The organism is Arcticibacter pallidicorallinus, assembly GCF_003002875.1.
GTDB lineage: Bacteria > Bacteroidota > Bacteroidia > Sphingobacteriales > Sphingobacteriaceae > Arcticibacter > Arcticibacter pallidicorallinus.
Genome location: NZ_PVTH01000005.1, coordinates 197,260 through 215,970, shown reverse-complemented (window position 1 = coordinate 215,970; position 18,711 = coordinate 197,260). Strand labels below are relative to the sequence as shown.

Genomic DNA, 18,711 nt, shown 5'->3' with positions numbered 1-18,711 from the left:
TTAGAAACTCAATTGCTAATCTGCTCAAATAATTTTTTTATCTCCTTAGTCGATAACGGAACGACATTGATTTCTCGATATCTCTCCGTCATTTGCTCTGCATGCCAACCTAGGTGACCGGAGTTCTTTGGGTAGCTTGTAGCCAGTTCTTTGGCACACTGATACATCAGACCTGTAACTAACTGAAGATCTTTCTCGCTTTTAGCTGCAAAGCCATTAAATATTTCAAGCAGTAAGTCCTTTGGTGAATGATGAAACCTGATATTATCTGTTTTTGCATCTAGCAAAATAGACATAAGCGGTTTCAACTGTCGCAATGCCCACTCGGTTTCTACTCCCCAAATCTTAACGTTACCCTGTATCTCAAAGGGCGCGATCTTTCCAATTTCAAATTTGCTGATCAGAAAGCTAAACCCTTCCTGATTTCCAAGTTGAGACAAATGCCTTGCTGCTTCAATTTTTCGTTCCGGTGAAGTTTCATCGGAATGGAGTGATATCAGTAGCTTTTCAATCACAGCTAACGGATGGGTTTCTTGGAGCAGTTTGACCATAAACATTAGTAGGTAGCCATTTAAGTCCGTTACTTTATTGAAAACCGGCAAAAGATCTGAATGCGGGCCGCCAAGCGAAACATACAATTTCATATAATCATCTATGTCATTGAGCTCAGCTTGTTCATTTAGAATAAAGCCTAAAATATAGGGCAGCGCTTCTTTGATACTTAGTTCACGGCAAAACTCTAGATGCGTTCCTATGATAGCTATATCGGTCAAACCCGTTTGGAGATTGCTTAGCACACGTTGTTTCAGGAGATATTTACGTTCATCAAAATGGTTTAACAATGCATTGGTCACAGATTTTCTTTTATTGTCCGACGCAAATCGCATTCCACCATAACCCTCTGTATTTACGCGGATAAACTTCAGGAGGATATCCTCATCTGTTGGAAAAAGATAATCCCGCCATATTTTTAGCAATTGTGTGGATTGATACCGTTCGTTGTAAGAGCTGTTTACACTCAATGTATCGAATGGAAAAAATGTTATCTCTTCGCTATAATACTTCTCAATATGTTGTATTACCAGATCCGGATAATATTCTATGATATGGTTCCGCCTTAATTGGTCAGCCCGCCATATTTTGAAATATTCCAGATTATCAATAGCGTTTAAACAGTCATACAAAGATGCCTCCTTTTCGGAAGATTGTTCTCTGATGAATGAAGTTAGCAAAACAGAATTTACGTTTAACCGCGGATTATCCTCATCAAAACGTTCGTAGAGTTCTGGTGTATTGATAGTTTCACTACCCGCAATCTGAAAAAGTTGAATGATGCCATTTCGGAATGCCTCTCTTGAGCCCATATATAATAAGTCGTTCTTTCTTTTCCGTTCCTGCGTTTTGCGATACCTAATATTTGTAGGATTGGGTTCATTTACAAATCCGAAAACTGTTTCACCTAACTTTTCGAGTTGCTCATAAGCATCACGCTGCTGACTATAAAAAAAGCCATTACAGCAAATGTTGAAGCCTTCGCGATCCAGAACTCTTTCTTCAATCGCATAAAGAATGTCCGGAAAACAAACCGGCCGAAGCGCACCGCTGAAGGAATACTTTTGCAGATCGGTTTTTTCCGACAGCATTGCGATACGTAGTCCTAAAGAGTGAGTTTGCGTGATTTCCAGGAATTCAACCATCTCATTAGGTTCTCGGTCATAATGATGACGTCCGGTAAAGATCAGGTAAGCAACAACAGGGAAAATAATGGTTCGGTCTGAATGATATATTTCTGCACAGACTCCTGCGAGCGATTTATAAAACGCTTTTGTGACGTCTTTATCATGTCGGAAAAAACTTTGGAATGGCTCACACTGTACTTGTTTAAGCAAATGTCGGATATGCTGACTCTCACGTGTCGTTAGAACGATATCGAGTAATTTCCTTTCGGAGCCAAAGTGGGAAATAGACTTATTATGAGCATAAAGGGCCTGGAAGCCTGAAAGTATCCAGTTATAATGGGTATCAACCAAATTATGAGCCGACAGATATTGATACAACCCCTGCCGAAACTCATGTGATGCATCTAATAATGGATTTTTCAGCAATTGATTTAGAAACTGCTCATCTCCCAACTTATAATGTGCAATTGCTTCTAGAAGTAATCGGCCAAGATCAGGGTCGTCGATATCGACTAACACTTTTTTAGCCAAGTTTGCATAACGCTCCGCCTGGGATGCGGATAATAACAGGTAACGAAGTGTCCGACAGGCTACAATCTTTACTATTACGGTAGTGTCAAGTAGCAAGACGGCTAATAGTTCATCTACAACAGCATCATCATTATCAGCAAATGAAGCAAGGTTCGATTCGTCGATTGCGACCAACCTTGCTTGATGCCGGTGTGTCCGGCTTATTATTTTTTGTAGGACTTCAAGCCGGAACTCGGGGCTAAATTTACTGCCTTCGCTTAACGCCAAAAGTTCAATATTATCGGCCTCAATAAGCGCCACCATTAGTTGACGATCTTCATGGTTTTCCGGCAACAAGGATAAATAGGTTGCGAGCGTTTGGATCCATTTCCGGCTTATCTTCCGGATTTTGTCACCGAGGGTAACTAACTCAATAACCTCTGTGGCCTCTATTTTTAGTAGGGCAAGGGCAGCCAGTTGTTCCTGGAAAAGAGCATTAATGAATGACCATTGGCCATTCCGTATATTAAGGATAGAGCTGTGGGTTAGAAGGTCTATATCCTCTTGGGGAAATACTTCCTGAAGCAGTTCATCTTGACAGGCATTAAGCCCTTTGATTTGCAGAAGTATGGCCAATTTTTGTAAAGCGTCGCGGTATTTTACTTTATGTTTATCAAAGCTGAGGCCCGAACGTAACTTTCGGGTTGCCGAAACACTCAGTGATTCATCTACAAACCGGGTGGCAATAGCGATCCTGTTATTGGGCATTTCTTGCGTAGGGTCATTAAACCATTTCACCAGTTGGTGTAAATAAAACGGCGTTCCCAATAAGTTGGCTATTCCTAAGCCATTCATTTTAGAATAAAACGCTGCTGCTTTATTAAAGTCGCCCAGTTGCTCTTCCAGGTAATCGAAGATTTGTCGCATGTGCAGTTCAAGCAACTCATAAAATTGGAAACCGGGCAGCTCCGCATTAAGGTTTTGATAATTATAAAACATTTTGCGGCAGGAAAACGCAACACGCACAGCCGGGTGATTTCTTGCGAAATCACGGATATGACCGACTACCGTATTGAACTGCGCGGCGGGCACTTCGTCAAGTCCATCAATCAGTATGACGAGATCTTTTGCGGGCACGCTCATCCAGCTTTCAAAATGATCACTCAACAGTTGTCCGATAGGTATTACTGAACAGAATTTCAGGTCTAAAAGAAGCGGGACAATGGCAAGATCAAGCTGGCTAAGCTCCCATGCGGTTTGCCGCATCAGGCTGCTCTTTCCCTCATAGGCCTCTGCAATTACGCAAATCTCCCTTTGTGCTGATTGTCCGGTGATCAATGATGTCAATGTCAGAACGGATCTTTCTTTTTCTGCGAAATGCCAGGCCTCTGTATCACCTGTCTCGGTGACTGGTTGAATATGACGGGTCAAGAAGCCTGGAACAGGCTTAAGTTCAGGCAGATTAAGAGCCGGCTGAAAGCAATGTGCTTTCGCTTCTGCTATTCCGAAATATTTTTCTGTAAGACCGTAATGTGAAGTGAGAGCATCTTCTAAACGTGAACGGTCCCAAATATCAAATGCAATTGCATATTTTTCCCGCAACTCACGTTTTTGCCTTGTAATCCAGGATTGGATTTCCGGCTTTTGAAGGTCTGCACTAGTCGTAATAATAAAGCTTTCGGAGGTTTCCCCATATTCTCCTGACAGAAACAAGGGAACTATTTTTTTTAGTTTAGAAAAAGTTAAGTTAGTGTGTTTACACTGAATGCAGACGTGTTTGCCGCTTTCCTGGCGAAAAGACAGCAAGTCAATACCTGATTGAAAATGCCCCTGCCGCAAGAATTCTTCCGCAGAAAGGTCGCCCATTTGCTTATGGTATAAAAAAAGACTGATCTTTTGGAAGTCCTGCCAATCAACTTTAGACCAGGTAAGTCCGCTTTCATTCATCCCGTAAAGATAGCGGATTTAGGGTGGCTGCTGTCTAACGTTTTCCGCAGGTTTAACTGTTACTAATTGCTGAATGTGCATATGAGGCAGCAGAAGTATGGTTAGAGTAAATGAAGCGATTACTGATTTATTCTCTTCATCCATTTTGGCTTTTGTATCCGCAAAGATAAACCGCTGCGGCAGACAAGGCCGAGCCCTCCGGGTTTGAGCTAGAAAATCTCCACACCTCCGCTAGCTCCGGGTAGTATTTTCATCGCCGCAAAGTCTTGCCTCGTCAGGCCCGCGCTCAATTTTTTTGCTTCTACCAAAAGCCAAAAGAGACATGTGCCTAATTGGTGACAAAACTCAAACACAACTTCATCGATTAAAACTTAAAGCTAAATGAGTTAGGTATATATTGTTAAGGTGAGAAAGCCTAGTAAGAGTGGTGCTTGTATTTTCTGTTGACGACAAAAAATAAGCATTAGCAATTGAATCGAAGCGGGTGTAGTTTCAATAAAAAGCTTAAATTCGTCATACTTGCCTTCACCTTATGTACATCTCTCAAATAGACATCAAAAACTATCGAGGCTTCAAGGAAAATATTATACTTTTTCAGCCTGGAATCAATATTGTAATTGGTCACAATAATGCGGGGAAGACAAATTTGCTTCGCGCATTGCAAATAGTTTTTGACAGAGCACAACAGCGGTTGTCCATTGACGATTTCAATGCCTCAATTACAGACTTCTCCCAGCCACCAAAAATAGAGATAAGCGTTACAATCAAAGAAACGGTTGCAGCTGCTGGTGCCAATAACGTGGGCGAAGATCCTGAAGATAAAAACGTCGTGTACAACTGGTTGGTGAACGAGCAACAGCCATATGAGGCAAGGTTGACCTACCAGTTTTATCTTCCATTTAAACACCATAGTGAGTATTTTAAGGAAATTAGTTCCTTTATAAAAGAGGATGGCACATATGAGACTGAGCTGTGCTTCAACCTAATCGATAAAAAGTTTTTAAGAAAATATATCGCAGCTGTATTCGGGGGTGATCCGCAAAATGAAGAAAAGGCAGGGAGTGATAACATGGAACGCTTCGACTTCCAGTTTCTTGATGCAATCCGTGATGCAGAGCGTCAAATGTTTTATGGTAACAACACTTTACTCAGGGATGTACTTAACTACTTTTTAGACTACGACCTTACCGAAGGTAAGGATTTTGAAATGTTAACTGCTGAGAACAAGCAATCTTTGCGGGATAGAGAGCAAGAATTTACAACTAAAGCCCGCGAACTTTTGGGGCTTTTAATAAGTCGGATTTCAAAAAATGGAATTTTATCTTATGCAAAGGCAACAGGTGCTGATAAAGGCGGTAATCCGAATTTCGATGCAAATATTTCCGAGCAGCAACTGCTATTTGCACTTCGCCTAATCGTTGAAAAATTAGGATTTAAATTGCCGATAAAAAACAATGGGTTGGGCTATAATAACCTGTTGTTTATCTCTTTGATTATGGCCCGAATGCAAATGGAGCGAAGCAGCTTCATGGGCGATAATGCAAAGATCTTTCCGATTCTTGCTATTGAAGAACCAGAAGCCCACTTGCACCCCTCTATGCAATACAAGTTTCTCAAGTTTTTAGATGAGAACATCCATACACAAAAACAGGCAAGACAGGCTTTTATAACAACACATTCGACACAAATTACTGCAGCGGTAGACTTAGATTCTATAGTTTGCCTTTATGAAGATTTTGAAGGATATCAAAGAGTAAGTTATCCTGGTCGTGTTTTTTCAGATTCCAATGAGGATAAGGATTCCAAAGCATATGTGCGTCGTTTCCTAGACGCTACCAAATCAAATATGCTTTTCGCAGACCGGGTAGTTTTTGTTGAAGGATTGGCAGAGCAATTGTTGTTGCCATGCTTTGCGGCTTATCTAAAAGCTGAGGAACTACTTATTAATGCACACACCGCAATAGTGAGTGTTGATGGTACCTCATTTAAACATTTTTTAAAGCTGTTTGCGTTCCAGGATGCACCAGATAATTATTGCCTACGCCGGAAGGTTGTATGTATCACTGACGCTGATCCATCTCATAGAGAACGTGAAAATGACGAGGAGGAGGAAGATCACCGTCGCCATTGGAAATCATGCTATCCATTCCAGTTAGACACTGAACCGGATAAATATCATTATTCACCGATGGCCTCTCACGCTCAGGCATTGTTAGCCTTTGCCGCAAACTATCCAAATATGAGGATTTCGACGCCTTCACAAGGTATTGGAAAAACCTTGGAATATGAACTCGCTCATCACAACCCCGATTGTGGGTTATTATTAACCGATAGCTTTCCTACTAGAGGCAAAAATAAAAAGGCGGCTATCAGTCAACTTATGCAGGCAATAAAAGATGCTAAGGAGTTTGAAGAGCTATCAAGCATGTGTCAGCATCAAGATATAATAGACTGGCTGGCCTTGAGCAAATGGGAAAGCGAACCCAAGAAGAAAGCTCTTCTGGCGGCTTGTTATCATCGTGCGATTGAAGCTTCAAAAGGGGAACACGCCTTTTTGCTGGAACAACAATTACGGAGAAATCTATTGGCCCAGGGAGATACGAGAGTTGATTTCAAAGTACCACCCTATATCGCCGAATCTATCACTTTCATTACCCAATAAAATGATAGACATCAACCAATTACCTACTATTGATCAGTTACCTTCTATTGAGACTCGGTTCAGAGCGTTTGCCGGACCTGGTGCCGGGAAAACTACTTGGCTAATCAAGCATGTTAAAAATGTACTTAAAGATTCGAAGAAATTAGGCGTAACCCGACGTATTGCCTGCATAACGTATACCAACATTGCAGCTGAACAGTTATTAAGCCGAATGGATTGCGACAAGTCGCAAATCGAGGTATGCACCATTCACAGCTTTCTTTATAACAATGTGATAAAACCCTTTGCCCATCTAATTAAAACTGACGACGATGGCGATGACCTATTCAACGTCGCTGAAATGCAAGGGCATGAGGAACACATTCCACATGCAGACCGAATCCGTCGTTGGCTGTCAACCATCGAGCAAAGAAGCGGCAAAAGGCAAAATTATTATGGATATTTAAACGGTAGGGATAGCAAAGCCAACCTAGTTAAATACTTAGGAGGCCTCGATTACAAGTTTGATAATGAAGGCAATATTGTGTTGTATAGCAAGAAACATGTTAATGTTGCAGTACCCAGTTCTAACAGAGAATTATGGATTTATAAGAAAAAATATTGGTCAGATGGCGTGATGCACCATGAAGACGTTTTGTATTTCGCAAATTATATAATCAGAAAGTCTCCCCGTGTTCTTGATTTCATACGGAACCGGTTTCCGTACATATTTATTGACGAATTTCAAGATACGACTGTATTACAAACAAGCATTGTGCGGAAGATTGCAGATGGAGATATGACAATTGGTATCATCGGCGATCTTGCGCAGTCAATTTACAAGTTTGCTGGCGCTGTCCGAACAGACTTTGAAAACCTTCAATTGATAGGAATGGGCTCCTACAAGCTTGAACAAAATTTCAGGTCGAGCCAATCCATCATTGACTACCTTAATACCTTAAGAATCGATATCCAACAGCGCGGGTATGAAGATACCCCTGCTGGCAACCCCATCACTTTGTTGGTAGGTTCTCACAGCCAGTCTTATCGTTGGGTACTGGACAACATTAGCCCAGACGCCATAGCTCTAGCTCCTGAACACCGTGATGTCGAAAGCATCAGGACCGCTGTTGCAGTAGAAGGAGAGCATCAGGTGAAAAAGATGTTTGCGGAAGATTCTAATTCTAAAAGGGCCAGATACATCCACCTTCTATTGACAGGTTATCGTTGGCTCGAGCGAAAAAACAATAAACAGGCTGTGAAAGTAGTAAGTCAACAGTTGAAGGCTCTTAATCCCAATGCTAGTAAATTCGCCATTCAGAAAGCAAGCATCTGGATATTGGAGGAACTTAAAAAAGAGGCATCTAAAAGACTGACTGTTCACGATTTCTATTTACTAATAAATGACCATTTAGAGAAAAAATTTCAGTTCAAATCTCACGCTCGGTTTGCAGCTGGAGGCGCTCAAACATTTTACAGGGGTTGCAGTGTCGATGAAATGCTCCCTTTTGTAAAAGTAGATACGCAGTCCGATGAAAAGATTAGGACTATTCATAGTGCTAAAGGCACGGAGTTTAATCATGTGCTAGTTTGCATGCAGTCTTCGGGTGATATTGAACGCTACATCCTTGATGCCAAAGCAAAATTGGAGGCTCCTAGCGATGAAGGACGTGTTTATTATGTAGGCTTCAGCAGAGCTAAGGCCAATTTAATTATTGGAGTGCCTGAATTGAAGGATAAGCTTATTTCTGCCCTTTATAAACAAGGCATAAACGTTGTGCGATTACAGAATTAGAGCTGAATGAGAAGTTTTTATATCCCAAAAGAGACGTTTACATAACTTGGTTTTTAATGTTATGGGGAGTGTAACGTAAACTGTGTCAGTTATGTATTAATCGACGTCTGCCACTCCATGCGTTACTAATTATGTTTGCAATAAACGGTCAAAAAACGTGTCAGACTTATTATCTCGTATTCGATCAATAACATTTTTTGCCTCTTCTTAACTCCTTTTAGCATGCCATATTTCGGGGGTTTTTCGCTTCCTGTTTCGTATGCGAATATACACGGGTGTTTTTTTAGTTCATTGACTTGATTAGCTGTAAGGGCTTCGTATGACGATTTGAGCTCGCCGTTGGTATGTTCAAATGCACGCGATTGATCAATCTCGAAAGGGGTACCTTCAAAATCCTCATCACTGCCAGAAATAAAAAGATTATACATAAAAGGATTCTAAGTTAGTCCAAAAATAATCAAGGATAACCAATAATAACGATTGTTTTACTTTTCAAACCTGCGAGGTCTTACTTTTGGAGCGATTGTGGATGATGAAAGATGTTATGATTCAGGGTTTCAAATTTATTTTAGCAATGCAGGCTTAGACAGAAGAACGAAAGTAGGTATACTGCGCTCAGTGGTTCACTTATTGCCCTAATGTATTCCCCGGCTGGATCTATGCACGGAACAAAAGATTATGAGTCCTTTGGACTGCTCCTGTTGCATGTCGAAAAATCACGCTTTCAAGCTTACAGAGAACAATTTACGGATTTTTCTTAGCAAGGTCAAAAAACATTTTCCCGATTTTACGACGTTCTATTTCCGGAATTCTTTTTCCGAAGTTAACGGCAAGAGGATTTTGCCAATTTCTCATGACATAGAGTTGATTTGAAACCTATAATAACAAATCAACTTCTTGATGTTCCTTGTTAATCCTAGTCGACGAACGATATACTAACTCAGTTTTTACAAAGTGTAAACCCGGTCGCTCTACCTAAAGCTAAGTCGGTTTTTCGATGACAATAAACCTTTCTTTTATATTGCATTATAAGAAAGAAAATGTCATTTTCAATCCCGAAATAGTAGCACTCACGATTCTAAACAACCCTCATAACGACACTACGATCGATAACCACTATTTCGTTTCCTATTTCCGGTTCAAGTAAAGCAACAACCTTTTCTTGTACTTCGTCAATAATACTCCAATCCTTTTCTATATAAATGTCCGTGGTGCGGTGTCCTTCATCTATATGATTAAGCGCAAGTGCTACATCATCTTTACTCATCCGGCATTTATTCCTGGCGAGATTAGCAAAAGTATGCCTTGCCCAATAGAATGTAATGAAGTTAATCCCGGTAATTTCTCTGATTTGAAGCATTCCTTTACCAATTGCCCTGTTTAAGTTTTGGATTGTATTATACCGGTACTGAAGTGTGCCTGCATATTTATCTAATAGCACTTTGGCTTCGGGAACAACTTTAATACTAATAAACGCGTTATCCTTTCTGACGAGACGCGTTTTTGATCGGCTATACTCCAATCTTGCATTTTTCACGCTGTCTTTATCGATTTGATAAAGATCTACAGCATTCATTCCGCATAAATAAAAACTTAGCATAAACAGGTCTCTGGCTAGTTCGGCTCTGCTATTTGGTTCCACTACACAATCTCGGATCTGTTTAACCTCTTCTATGCAAATATTCCTTTTCCTGGTTAGGGGAGGAGAGCCTATTTTGTATTTTTTGAAGGGATAGTGCTTTATTTTATAGATACCCAGATCCTCGTTGTTGTAAGCAGTACAAGCGGCATTAAAAAGGGTTCGGAGATCTCTCATGTAGTTGTGAATACTACTGGCACTGGCACCTTCGCCTTCAATTTCGATTAATTTGCCACAGTTATCTACTCGGTACATGGTCCGTGGCCTCTTCAAGAACTTTTCAAAGGAGAAGAGCATATTGGAACTTATCTCATTAATAGAAGCATGATCCCGTCCAAAATAATCATTCAAATTATTGCGAACTGTCCGATGATTATTAGCAGTCGCTGTTCTGCCTTCGCTTTTAAGCTGCTCGATATGTTGCGCGCAGAATTTAATGAAATCGACGTCCTGCTCTTTATCGCGTAAATAATTTCTCAGCTCCTCAGCGGAGAAGAAATTAAGCTTATCCCCAAGCTCGCTGATCCACTTTCTGTAATTGTCCAGATTGGCCTCCAGCGACTTCAATAAGAACTTGTCTTTGACCTTCAGCTTCGAATCCAGTTGTTTCTGAGTGACGAAAAAGGTGGTGTCGATAAGTTTTTTTACTTTTTTGTGATAGATCCGGATCTTGACATTGTACGTTCCATCTGCTTTTTTATGATGATCATACACCATAATACTGACTGTTGCCATAAATTTTTTCTAACACGCAGAATCGTTGTGACGTATTTGTGACGCTTCTACGTTAAATTCAACAAAAAACTATGTAAATCCTGACAAAACGGCGGTTGCCTCAGTCCATCAAAACAGCATGAAAAAGCTGCTTTATTAAACAGAAAAAGCCCTTCTTGATATCAAAAAGGGCTTTTTCTACAAGTGACCTGGGAGAGGCTCGAACTCTCGACCCACTGATTAAGAGTCAGTTGCTCTACCAACTGAGCTACCAAGTCGTTTTGGTGGTTGCAAAGAAACGATTTTTCGGTTTCTTTTGCAACCACATTTATAATTTATTTTAAGAATACATCTCTTCGCGTTGCTGCTTTACAACATCGCTGCTGATATATTCATCGTAAGTCATTAATTTATCGATAATTCCTTTCGGCGTGAGCTCAATGATACGGTTTGCAACAGTATTGGTCAATTCGTGGTCACGTGATGTGAAGAGAATGGTTCCCTTGAAGTCTTGCATACCGTTATTGAGCGCGGTGATGGATTCGAGGTCCAGGTGATTGGTTGGCTCGTCGAATAAAAGCACGTTGGCCTGCTGAAGCATCATCTTGGAGAACATGCAACGCATCTTTTCTCCTCCGGAAAGGACATTGGATTTCTTTAACACCTCTTCTCCGGAAAATAGCATTCTTCCGAGGAAACCGCGAATAAACTGTTCGTCTTTGTCACCTTCGGAGTATTCTCTCAGCCAGTCGACCAGGTTAAGGTCTTTGCCTTCAAAATAAGCAGAGCTGTCGTTAGGAATATCAGCTACGTTGATGGTGACACCCCATTTGAATTCGCCGGCGTAATCAGTGTCTCTGCCGGTAAGGATGTTGTAAAAGGCTGTTGTGGCCAAACTGTTGCTAGACAACACCGCGATTTTATCGCCTTTGTTTACCAGCAGATCGATTCCTTTGAAGAAGGTTTCACCGCCAGACACTTTCTTTAGTTTCTCGATTTGAAGGATCTGGTCTCCTGCTTCTCTGGACACGTTGTTAAACATAATTCCAGGGTATTTACGGTTTGACGGCTGTATTTCATCCAAATTGATCTTTTCCAGGGCCTTTTTACGGCTGGTTGCCTGTTTGGATTTGGAAGCGTTAGCACTGAAACGGCGGATAAAGTCCTGAAGTTCCTTTACCTTATCTTCCATCTTCTTGTTCTGGTCTGATCGTTGACGGAGGGCAAGCTGACTGGATTCGTACCAGAAAGAGTAGTTACCGGAGTAAATGCTCATTTTGCTGAAGTCGATATCGACAATATGCGTACAAACGGTGTCGAGGAAGTGACGGTCATGGGATACTACCAATACGATATTCTCGTATCCCGCAAGGAAGTCTTCCAACCAGGAGATCGTTTCGATGTCAAGGTCATTCGTAGGCTCATCGAGGAGGAGGATGTCGGGATTTCCAAATAAGGCCTGCGCAAGGAGTACGCGAACTTTCTGGTTACCGTCGAGTTCCTTCAGGAGCTTAAAATGATGCTCTTCTTTAATGCCGAGGTTGCTTAGTAGGGTCGCCGCATTATTTTCTGCGTTCCATCCGTCCATCTCCGCGAATATATTTTCGAGTTCTCCGGCGCGTTCGCCGTCTTTGTCCGTGAAGTCTTCTTTGGCGTAAAGAGCATCCTTTTCTTTCATGATGCTGTAAAGCTCCTTATGTCCCATTAATACGGTTTCGATCACGGGAACTTCGTCAAAAGCGTAGTGGTCCTGAGTCAATACAGCCATGCGTTCGCCGGGAGTAAAACTCACCGATCCACTTGTCGGGTCCACATCACCTGAAAGGATTTTCATGAAGGTTGATTTACCTGCTCCGTTGGCACCGATAACGCCGTAGCAGTTACCATGCGTGAATTTCAGGTTAACATCTTCAAATAGTGTGCGTTTGCCGAAGCGTAAAGATAGATTGGATACTGTAATCATACGTAAAGAAAAATGAAGTGCAAAGGTAGGCAATCTGGATAGGATATACCAGAAGGCTATAAAAAGTTTTATTTTAGGGAAGTTAAATATGAAACTCGAGGAATTAGAAAAAGAATTGTCGGCCAGACAGGGCAGTGCACGGGCGGCTCATCTTGCAGCTCGGTGCCGTGAGGGCAGCTTTTCATGCAGGGAACTGATCGATCTGACTTTTCACTCTGATAGCGTACTGGCCTTTCACGCAGCATGGGTATTAGAGCATGTTTTTTTAGAGGGCACCTCAGCAGAGCGAGACTGGCAGTATTTTTTTGCGCGCTACGGTGAACAGAGGAACCGGAGCTGCCAGCGGCATTTCACAAAAATAGCCATCTACTTTTTTAATAAGGTTCGGGCGGTTGGCGGTATTGATTTAGAGTGTGTTATAGAACGTACGATCGAGTGGCTTGCTGACGAAAATACACCCGTAGCGGTTAAAGCGAATTGCATCGACATTCTTTTTGCTCTGAGAGGGAAAGAAGAATGGCTTAGTGAAGAACTTACATTTCAGTTGGAGTTTATTGTACGCAACGGCACTTCTGCAGCTCTTCAATCGCGCACCAAAAAGTTTTTGACAAAACTCAGGAAAGAGCAAATGCTTTAAGTAATTTTGCCGTTCAACTTAACTAAATGGAACTCACCCTCGGTACGCCGGCCATGCTTTTCCCGGCAATTGCCCTCTTATTATTGGCTTATACAAACCGCTTTCTGGCTTTGGCAAGCTTAATCAGAAATCTGAAGAGTCAGTATGTGGCGAATCAAAACCCTAATTTGTTGGGACAGATACAAAGCATTCGTACGCGTATCATCCAGGTGCGAAATATGCAGGCTTGCGGGATTATGGGCTTTTTGCTTTGCGTTATTTCCATGTGGCTCTTGTATAACTCACAGAATGTGCTTGCAGGTTATGCTTTTGGCCTAAGCCTGCTGCTTCTGATGATTTCTCTATTGATATCGTTCCGTGAGACGCAAATCTCGGTTGAGGCGCTGGAGATTGAGTTGAGCGATCTGGAAGAACTGGTAAAAAAGAAATGAGATGACGCTTTCTATCACCACGCCGATTCTCTTGTTTCCGGCAATATCGCTGATATTGTTAGCATACACGGCGAAGTTTGCTCATCTGGCTAATCTGACAAGGAATCTAAATAAGCAGTATTCTATAGATGAGACCGCCGGACTCTTACATCAGATTAAAAATCTCCGTGAAAGAATCTACTTAATTAAGAATATGCAGGTGTTTGGCACAGGCAGCTTTTGCCTTTGTATCATCAGTATCTTTATGCTTTTTAATAACTGGTTGCTGGCAGGGCAGATTTCCTTCTGGTTGAGTACCGTTGCCATGATGGTGGCACTTTACTTTTCCCTGAAAGAAATCTGGTTGTCTACCGATGCACTGAAGGTCGTTGTTAATGAAGTTTATAAGCGATAACGCTTTTTTTGTAGAATGTCGGAAGGTAAACGATCTTCTTTTTTTGGTCATAGTGAAAGTCGGCTGTGTTCATAACGCCCCTGGTGTCCATCAGCTTCGTTACCTGCCCCTTTGAACCAACGCTGTAGACGAGTCCGTTCCAGCAACTTATAAGAAATTCGTTTTTGTTGATGAGCTGCAGGCCATCTATCGAGCTTTCAAAGCCTTCGGCAATTTTAGCGAGGTTTTTATTCGCGTCGGCCTTCCATAGTACAGGTCCCGCGCCTATATAAAGATCTGTACCGACTGCCTTGAGTCCGTTCGTTCCCTTAAGGCTGGTTATATAAGGACTAACAATATTATTTTTGATACTGAAGATCATGCCGTTCTTTGAGTCGGATACATAAACGGTGTTTTTTGAGTCGACGGTAACATCATTCAGGCCTTCAGCCTGAGGAACCTTGAGTTTAGTATCGATTTTTCCTGTGGCGATATCAATGACAACTACTTCAGTAAGGTCAGCCACATAGAGTTTGTTTTGCATGACAGCTATTCCCTTGGGCGCGTTAAGGCCGCCTACCCACATAGGATCTATTATCTTACCATCCGCATCGATCTTTCCAATTCCGCCCTTTCCGTCAACTTCGAAAGGAGTGCCATCAATAAGCGAAACGAACATTTGTTTGCCATCTTCGTAGGGTGTAACCGATTCGGGTACGGCTAGTGAATCAGTTTCCCAGATTTTTGTCAGCTTGTATTTTTCTTGTGCAAACGAGCTGCTTGAACAGGCAACAGCTAAAAGGATAAAGAGCTTCTTCATGTTTCTTTCTTAAATATGTTAAAGCTATAAACATTCTCAGAAATGTGGCGCCAACTTTACGTTTTTGTTACATCTGGGCGTATGCTGCAAAATACACTTACAGCGAGAGGGCTGTCCTTAAATCTAAACAGACTGAGAAGTGTCGATACACAGTTCATAATAAAATTGACATTTTGCTACGAATTTTTCAATAATACTTGTACCTTGTGTTTTCAATCATACTTAAAAATGACTTGGCTCATAAATTGTTAATTCATATATCAACAGGCAGGTTTCCTGTCAACATATCTCAATACTTATATTCAACTTAATTGGAGGGCAAAAATGAAGTTAAAAGAATTATTATTAAACCGTTTTAGTTTTAGAGAAATTCTAAAGAGCTTTTCTATTGATCAGTCTGATTTCATTATCCAGGACGAAGAACTTATCCTTTCAAAGGAAAACCTTTCCAATAAAGAGACGATTAAAGAACGTGTTTTGATTCAGGGAAAGGGTCCCGCAGGTATGGTCAATTTTTTTGGCACACTCCACTATAATCTTCTGGAAGGTCTGGCAGTATTTGAACTCGATTCTGTCGAGCAGAACCGGGCGCAAGTTGCCTAGTTATTAGACTCTACCTATTAAAGCTCGTGCAACGATTTGCACGGGCTTTTTTGTTTTATTTTTGAAGCACGCCTTACTTTTATACCTTTGATGCTTTAAACGCATCATATATGAAAGAAAACTGGTGGAAGATATTAGCCTCAGTTCTTGTTCTGTACTCCGCTATCGCGGGTTTTCTGGGCGAGGTACCCCAATTGCCGATATTACACGAATCTATCAGGAACCTTTATTTTCACGTTCCTATGTGGTTTTCTATGGTGATTCTGTACCTGATCTCCGTAATATACAGCGTGAAATACCTGTCTTCAGGGAATGAAAATCACGACCTCAAGTCGGTCGAATATGTCAATGCCGGCGTTGTTTTCGGTTTCCTGGGTCTTGCAACCGGCATGATCTGGGGCAACTATACCTGGGGGTCTCCCTGGCCAAATGATCCGAAGATGAATAGCTCGGCTATCTCTACGCTGATGTATCTGGCATATATTGTTTTGAGGAATTCGCTGGAAGAGGAGCAGAAGCGAGCGAAAATCTCTGCAGTTTACAACATATTCGCGTTTCCCATAATGATCGTGCTGTTGTTCATCCTGCCAAGGATGACCGATTCCTTGCACCCCGGAAATGGAGGTAACCCCGGGTTTAGCTCTTATGATCTGGACAGCAGAATGAGGGGCGTATTCTACCCTGCTTGCCTCGGCTGGATTCTTTTGGGCGTGTGGATTGCAGATTTGCAGTTCAGGATCCGGAAACTTCAAAACAAACAATTAAACTAGTCACAATGAGAAAATATATCGCAGCCATATATCTGCTGCTTTTCACGGCAGGAACATCTTTCGCTCAGTCTGACAGCGGAGTTGAGATGGCAGACGGAATGCGTTCTTCTGGAAAGATTTACGTAGTGGTTGCCGTTATCGTCCTGATCCTTCTTGCTCTGATAGCTTATCTGTTTAGTATCGACAGAAAGGTAAAAAAGCTTGAACAAAAGAACTAAATACTAATCTATGTCTACAACGCAAAACACAAGTTTCTTCAATGATGTGTGTTCGTTTTTCGATCATGCATCGCAGTTTACTAATCATTCGGCCGGTCTGCTCGATCAGATAAAGGCATGTAACAGTGTCTACCGCTTCAGGTTTCCTATAAGGAAGGGAAATGGTGTTGAAGTAATTGATGCGTGGCGCGTTGAGCATTCCCACCATATGTCTCCAACAAAAGGGGGGATTCGTTATAGTGATATGGTGAATGAGGATGAGGTGATGGCTCTTGCAGCGCTTATGACATACAAGTGTGCGATTGTAAACGTTCCTTTCGGTGGCGCTAAGGGCGGCATCAAGATCAATACCAAGAATTATTCTCTCGCTGAGCTGGAAAACATCACGCGCAGATATACGGTAGAACTGGTTAAGAAGAATTTTATCGGTCCGGCTATCGATGTTCCTGCACCTGATTATGGTTCGGGCGAGCGGGAAATGAGCTGGATCGCGGATACTTACAATACGATGAATCCGGGGCAGCTGGATGCTATGGGTTGCGTTACGGGCAAGCCTATTGCCCTCCATGGTATTCAGGGGCGTCGTGAAGCAACCGGAAGGGGTGTGGCTATCGCTATCCGCGAGTGCGTTACGGTAACGGAGGATATGAAGTCTTTAGGTCTAACTCCAGGTTTAACCGGCAAGCGGGTGATTGTCCAGGGACTCGGAAACGTGGGTTATAATACGGCTAAGTTCTTAATCGAGATGGGCGCGGTCATTGTTGGCCTGTGTGAGTACGAAGGCGCGATATATAACACTAACGGACTGGATCTGGATGCTGTGGTTGCGCATCGTAAGGAAACCGGCACCATCCTTGGGTTTTCAGGGGCGGCCAGTGAATTTGCGAACTCGGCGGAAGGCTTAGAACAGGATTGTGATATTTTGGTTCCGGCAGCATTGGAGAATCAGATCCTGGCATCTAATATTGACAGGATTAAAGCAAAGATAATTGCTGAGGCAGCAAACGGGCCGACTTCTCCTGAGGCGGCAGATGTCTTTATTAAGAGAGGAGGAATCATTATTCCGGATATGTACTGTAATGCAGGTGGTGTAACAGTATCGTATTTTGAGTGGTTGAAAAATCTTTCTCATGTTGCGTTCGGACGCATGGATAAGCGCTACGAGGAAAACGCGAACCTCAACCTGGTATCTATGGTGGAGAAGATGACGGGAGTGAGTCTTTCTTTAGAACAACGCGGACTTATCATCAAGGGCCCATCGGAACTTGAGCTGGTTAATTCTGGCCTGGAAGAAACCATGGTTCGATCGTATCACGAAATCCGGGAGACCAAGATGTCGAACGCTAAGATAGGGGATCTGCGAACCGCTGCATTTGTAGGTGCAATTAATAAGGTTGCAGTGTCTTACATGAATATGGGTATCTGGCCTTAGAAATGTAAAATTATTATGAGTATTCGCCCTTAACTATTTTTGAGGGCGAATAAGTTCTTCCTAATCATTCCCGTTTCGTAATTTTGCGGCATATTCTATCCGGATATCGTAATTACCAGATCAATGAAAAAAAGCTCTATTATAGGCATCATCATTATTGCAATTGCTATAGGGGTTATTATTAGCACCTATGCCGACTCCAGCACGTATGGTTCGTTTAGTGACGCCCGGGAAAGTCAGACTGAGCTCCACGTGGTCGGTCAATTAAACAAGGAAAAGAAGTTAATATATAATCCTCAGGAGGATGCTAACTATTTCGCCTTCTATCTGCTGGATAAGCAGGGTAAGGAGTGTAAGGTAGTTTTCTCTGGCGCAAAACCTCAGGATTTTGAACGCTCCGAAGAGATTGTACTGACCGGAAAAATGGTTGGTAATGAATTTCAAGCCTCTAAAATTCTCATGAAATGTCCTTCCAAATACAACAAGGACGAAGTCGAGATTCAGGAAGTCCAGCAAACCGCTGCTTAATACAGAAAATT

14 protein-coding genes and 1 tRNA gene are annotated in these 18,711 nt (G+C 42.0%); 10 read left to right on the top strand and 5 right to left on the bottom strand.

The genetic code is table 11. The features are described from left to right. Positions 1-8 precede the first annotated feature (8 nt). On the bottom strand, positions 9-4,136 hold the full coding sequence (locus B0I27_RS10175) for an NACHT domain-containing protein (RefSeq protein WP_106293134.1): 4,128 nt from the start codon (positions 4,134-4,136) through the stop codon (positions 9-11). Positions 4,137-4,668: 532 nt separating this feature from the next. Between B0I27_RS10175 and B0I27_RS10170 the strand changes: the two genes are divergently transcribed. After that, positions 4,669-6,798 carry an ATP-dependent nuclease gene (locus B0I27_RS10170; RefSeq protein ID WP_106293133.1) on the top strand — a complete coding sequence of 710 codons (2,130 nt, stop codon included), beginning with the start codon at positions 4,669-4,671 and terminating at the stop codon, positions 6,796-6,798. A gap of 1 nt (position 6,799) precedes the next feature. Then, entirely contained in the window at positions 6,800-8,572 is a 1,773-nt protein-coding gene (locus tag B0I27_RS10165) for a UvrD-helicase domain-containing protein (RefSeq protein ID WP_106293132.1), read from the top strand. A gap of 1,078 nt (positions 8,573-9,650) precedes the next feature. On the opposite strand, the gene B0I27_RS10155 is transcribed toward B0I27_RS10165, so the two are convergent. The 3 genes from B0I27_RS10155 to B0I27_RS10145 form a co-directional block, all read right to left on the bottom strand. Next, positions 9,651-10,946 (bottom strand): site-specific integrase, encoded by a 1,296-nt coding sequence (locus tag B0I27_RS10155; protein ID WP_106293130.1) that lies wholly within the window; start codon positions 10,944-10,946, stop codon positions 9,651-9,653. A 184-nt stretch (positions 10,947-11,130) separates the two neighbouring features. Continuing rightward, positions 11,131-11,203, bottom strand: a tRNA-Lys gene (locus tag B0I27_RS10150). Between the two features lie 62 nt (positions 11,204-11,265). Further along, positions 11,266-12,888: an ABC-F family ATP-binding cassette domain-containing protein gene (locus B0I27_RS10145; protein ID WP_106293129.1), complete on the bottom strand. Its 1,623-nt coding sequence runs from the start codon at positions 12,886-12,888 to the stop codon at positions 11,266-11,268. 88 nt (positions 12,889-12,976) lie between these two features. Between B0I27_RS10145 and B0I27_RS10140 the strand changes: the two genes are divergently transcribed. From B0I27_RS10140 to B0I27_RS10130, 3 genes are read left to right on the top strand one after another with little or no spacing between them, the layout of a single operon-like run. Beyond that, a complete protein-coding gene (locus B0I27_RS10140; RefSeq protein ID WP_106293128.1) occupies positions 12,977-13,525 on the top strand; it encodes a hypothetical protein in 549 nt (182 codons plus the stop codon). A 26-nt stretch (positions 13,526-13,551) separates the two neighbouring features. Continuing rightward, complete coding sequence (locus B0I27_RS10135) at positions 13,552-13,956, top strand: DUF2721 domain-containing protein (protein ID WP_106293127.1); 405 nt, start codon at positions 13,552-13,554, stop codon at positions 13,954-13,956. 1 nt (position 13,957) lies between these two features. Further along, complete coding sequence (locus B0I27_RS10130) at positions 13,958-14,350, top strand: DUF2721 domain-containing protein (protein ID WP_106293126.1); 393 nt, start codon at positions 13,958-13,960, stop codon at positions 14,348-14,350. Here B0I27_RS10130 and B0I27_RS10125 read toward each other — a convergent pair. Further along, positions 14,328-15,149: a YncE family protein gene (locus B0I27_RS10125; protein ID WP_106293125.1), complete on the bottom strand. Its 822-nt coding sequence runs from the start codon at positions 15,147-15,149 to the stop codon at positions 14,328-14,330. The two genes, B0I27_RS10130 and B0I27_RS10125, sit on opposite strands and share 23 nt — an antisense overlap. 324 nt (positions 15,150-15,473) lie before the next feature. Here B0I27_RS10125 and B0I27_RS10120 point away from each other — a divergent pair, with 324 nt between their 5' ends. From B0I27_RS10120 to B0I27_RS10100, 5 genes are all read left to right on the top strand, one after another. Next, a complete protein-coding gene (locus B0I27_RS10120; protein WP_106293124.1) occupies positions 15,474-15,752 on the top strand; it encodes a hypothetical protein in 279 nt (92 codons plus the stop codon). Between the two features lie 110 nt (positions 15,753-15,862). Further along, entirely contained in the window at positions 15,863-16,522 is a 660-nt protein-coding gene (gene ccsA, locus B0I27_RS10115) for a cytochrome c biogenesis protein CcsA (protein WP_106293123.1), read from the top strand. A 5-nt stretch (positions 16,523-16,527) separates the two neighbouring features. Then, positions 16,528-16,740: a CcmD family protein gene (locus B0I27_RS10110; protein WP_106293122.1), complete on the top strand. Its 213-nt coding sequence runs from the start codon at positions 16,528-16,530 to the stop codon at positions 16,738-16,740. Between the two features lie 10 nt (positions 16,741-16,750). Then, entirely contained in the window at positions 16,751-18,172 is a 1,422-nt protein-coding gene (locus tag B0I27_RS10105; protein ID WP_106293121.1) for a Glu/Leu/Phe/Val family dehydrogenase, read from the top strand. 123 nt (positions 18,173-18,295) lie between these two features. Next, on the top strand, positions 18,296-18,700 hold the full coding sequence (locus B0I27_RS10100; RefSeq protein WP_106293120.1) for a cytochrome c maturation protein CcmE domain-containing protein: 405 nt from the start codon (positions 18,296-18,298) through the stop codon (positions 18,698-18,700). The last annotated feature ends 11 nt before the right edge of the window (positions 18,701-18,711 follow it).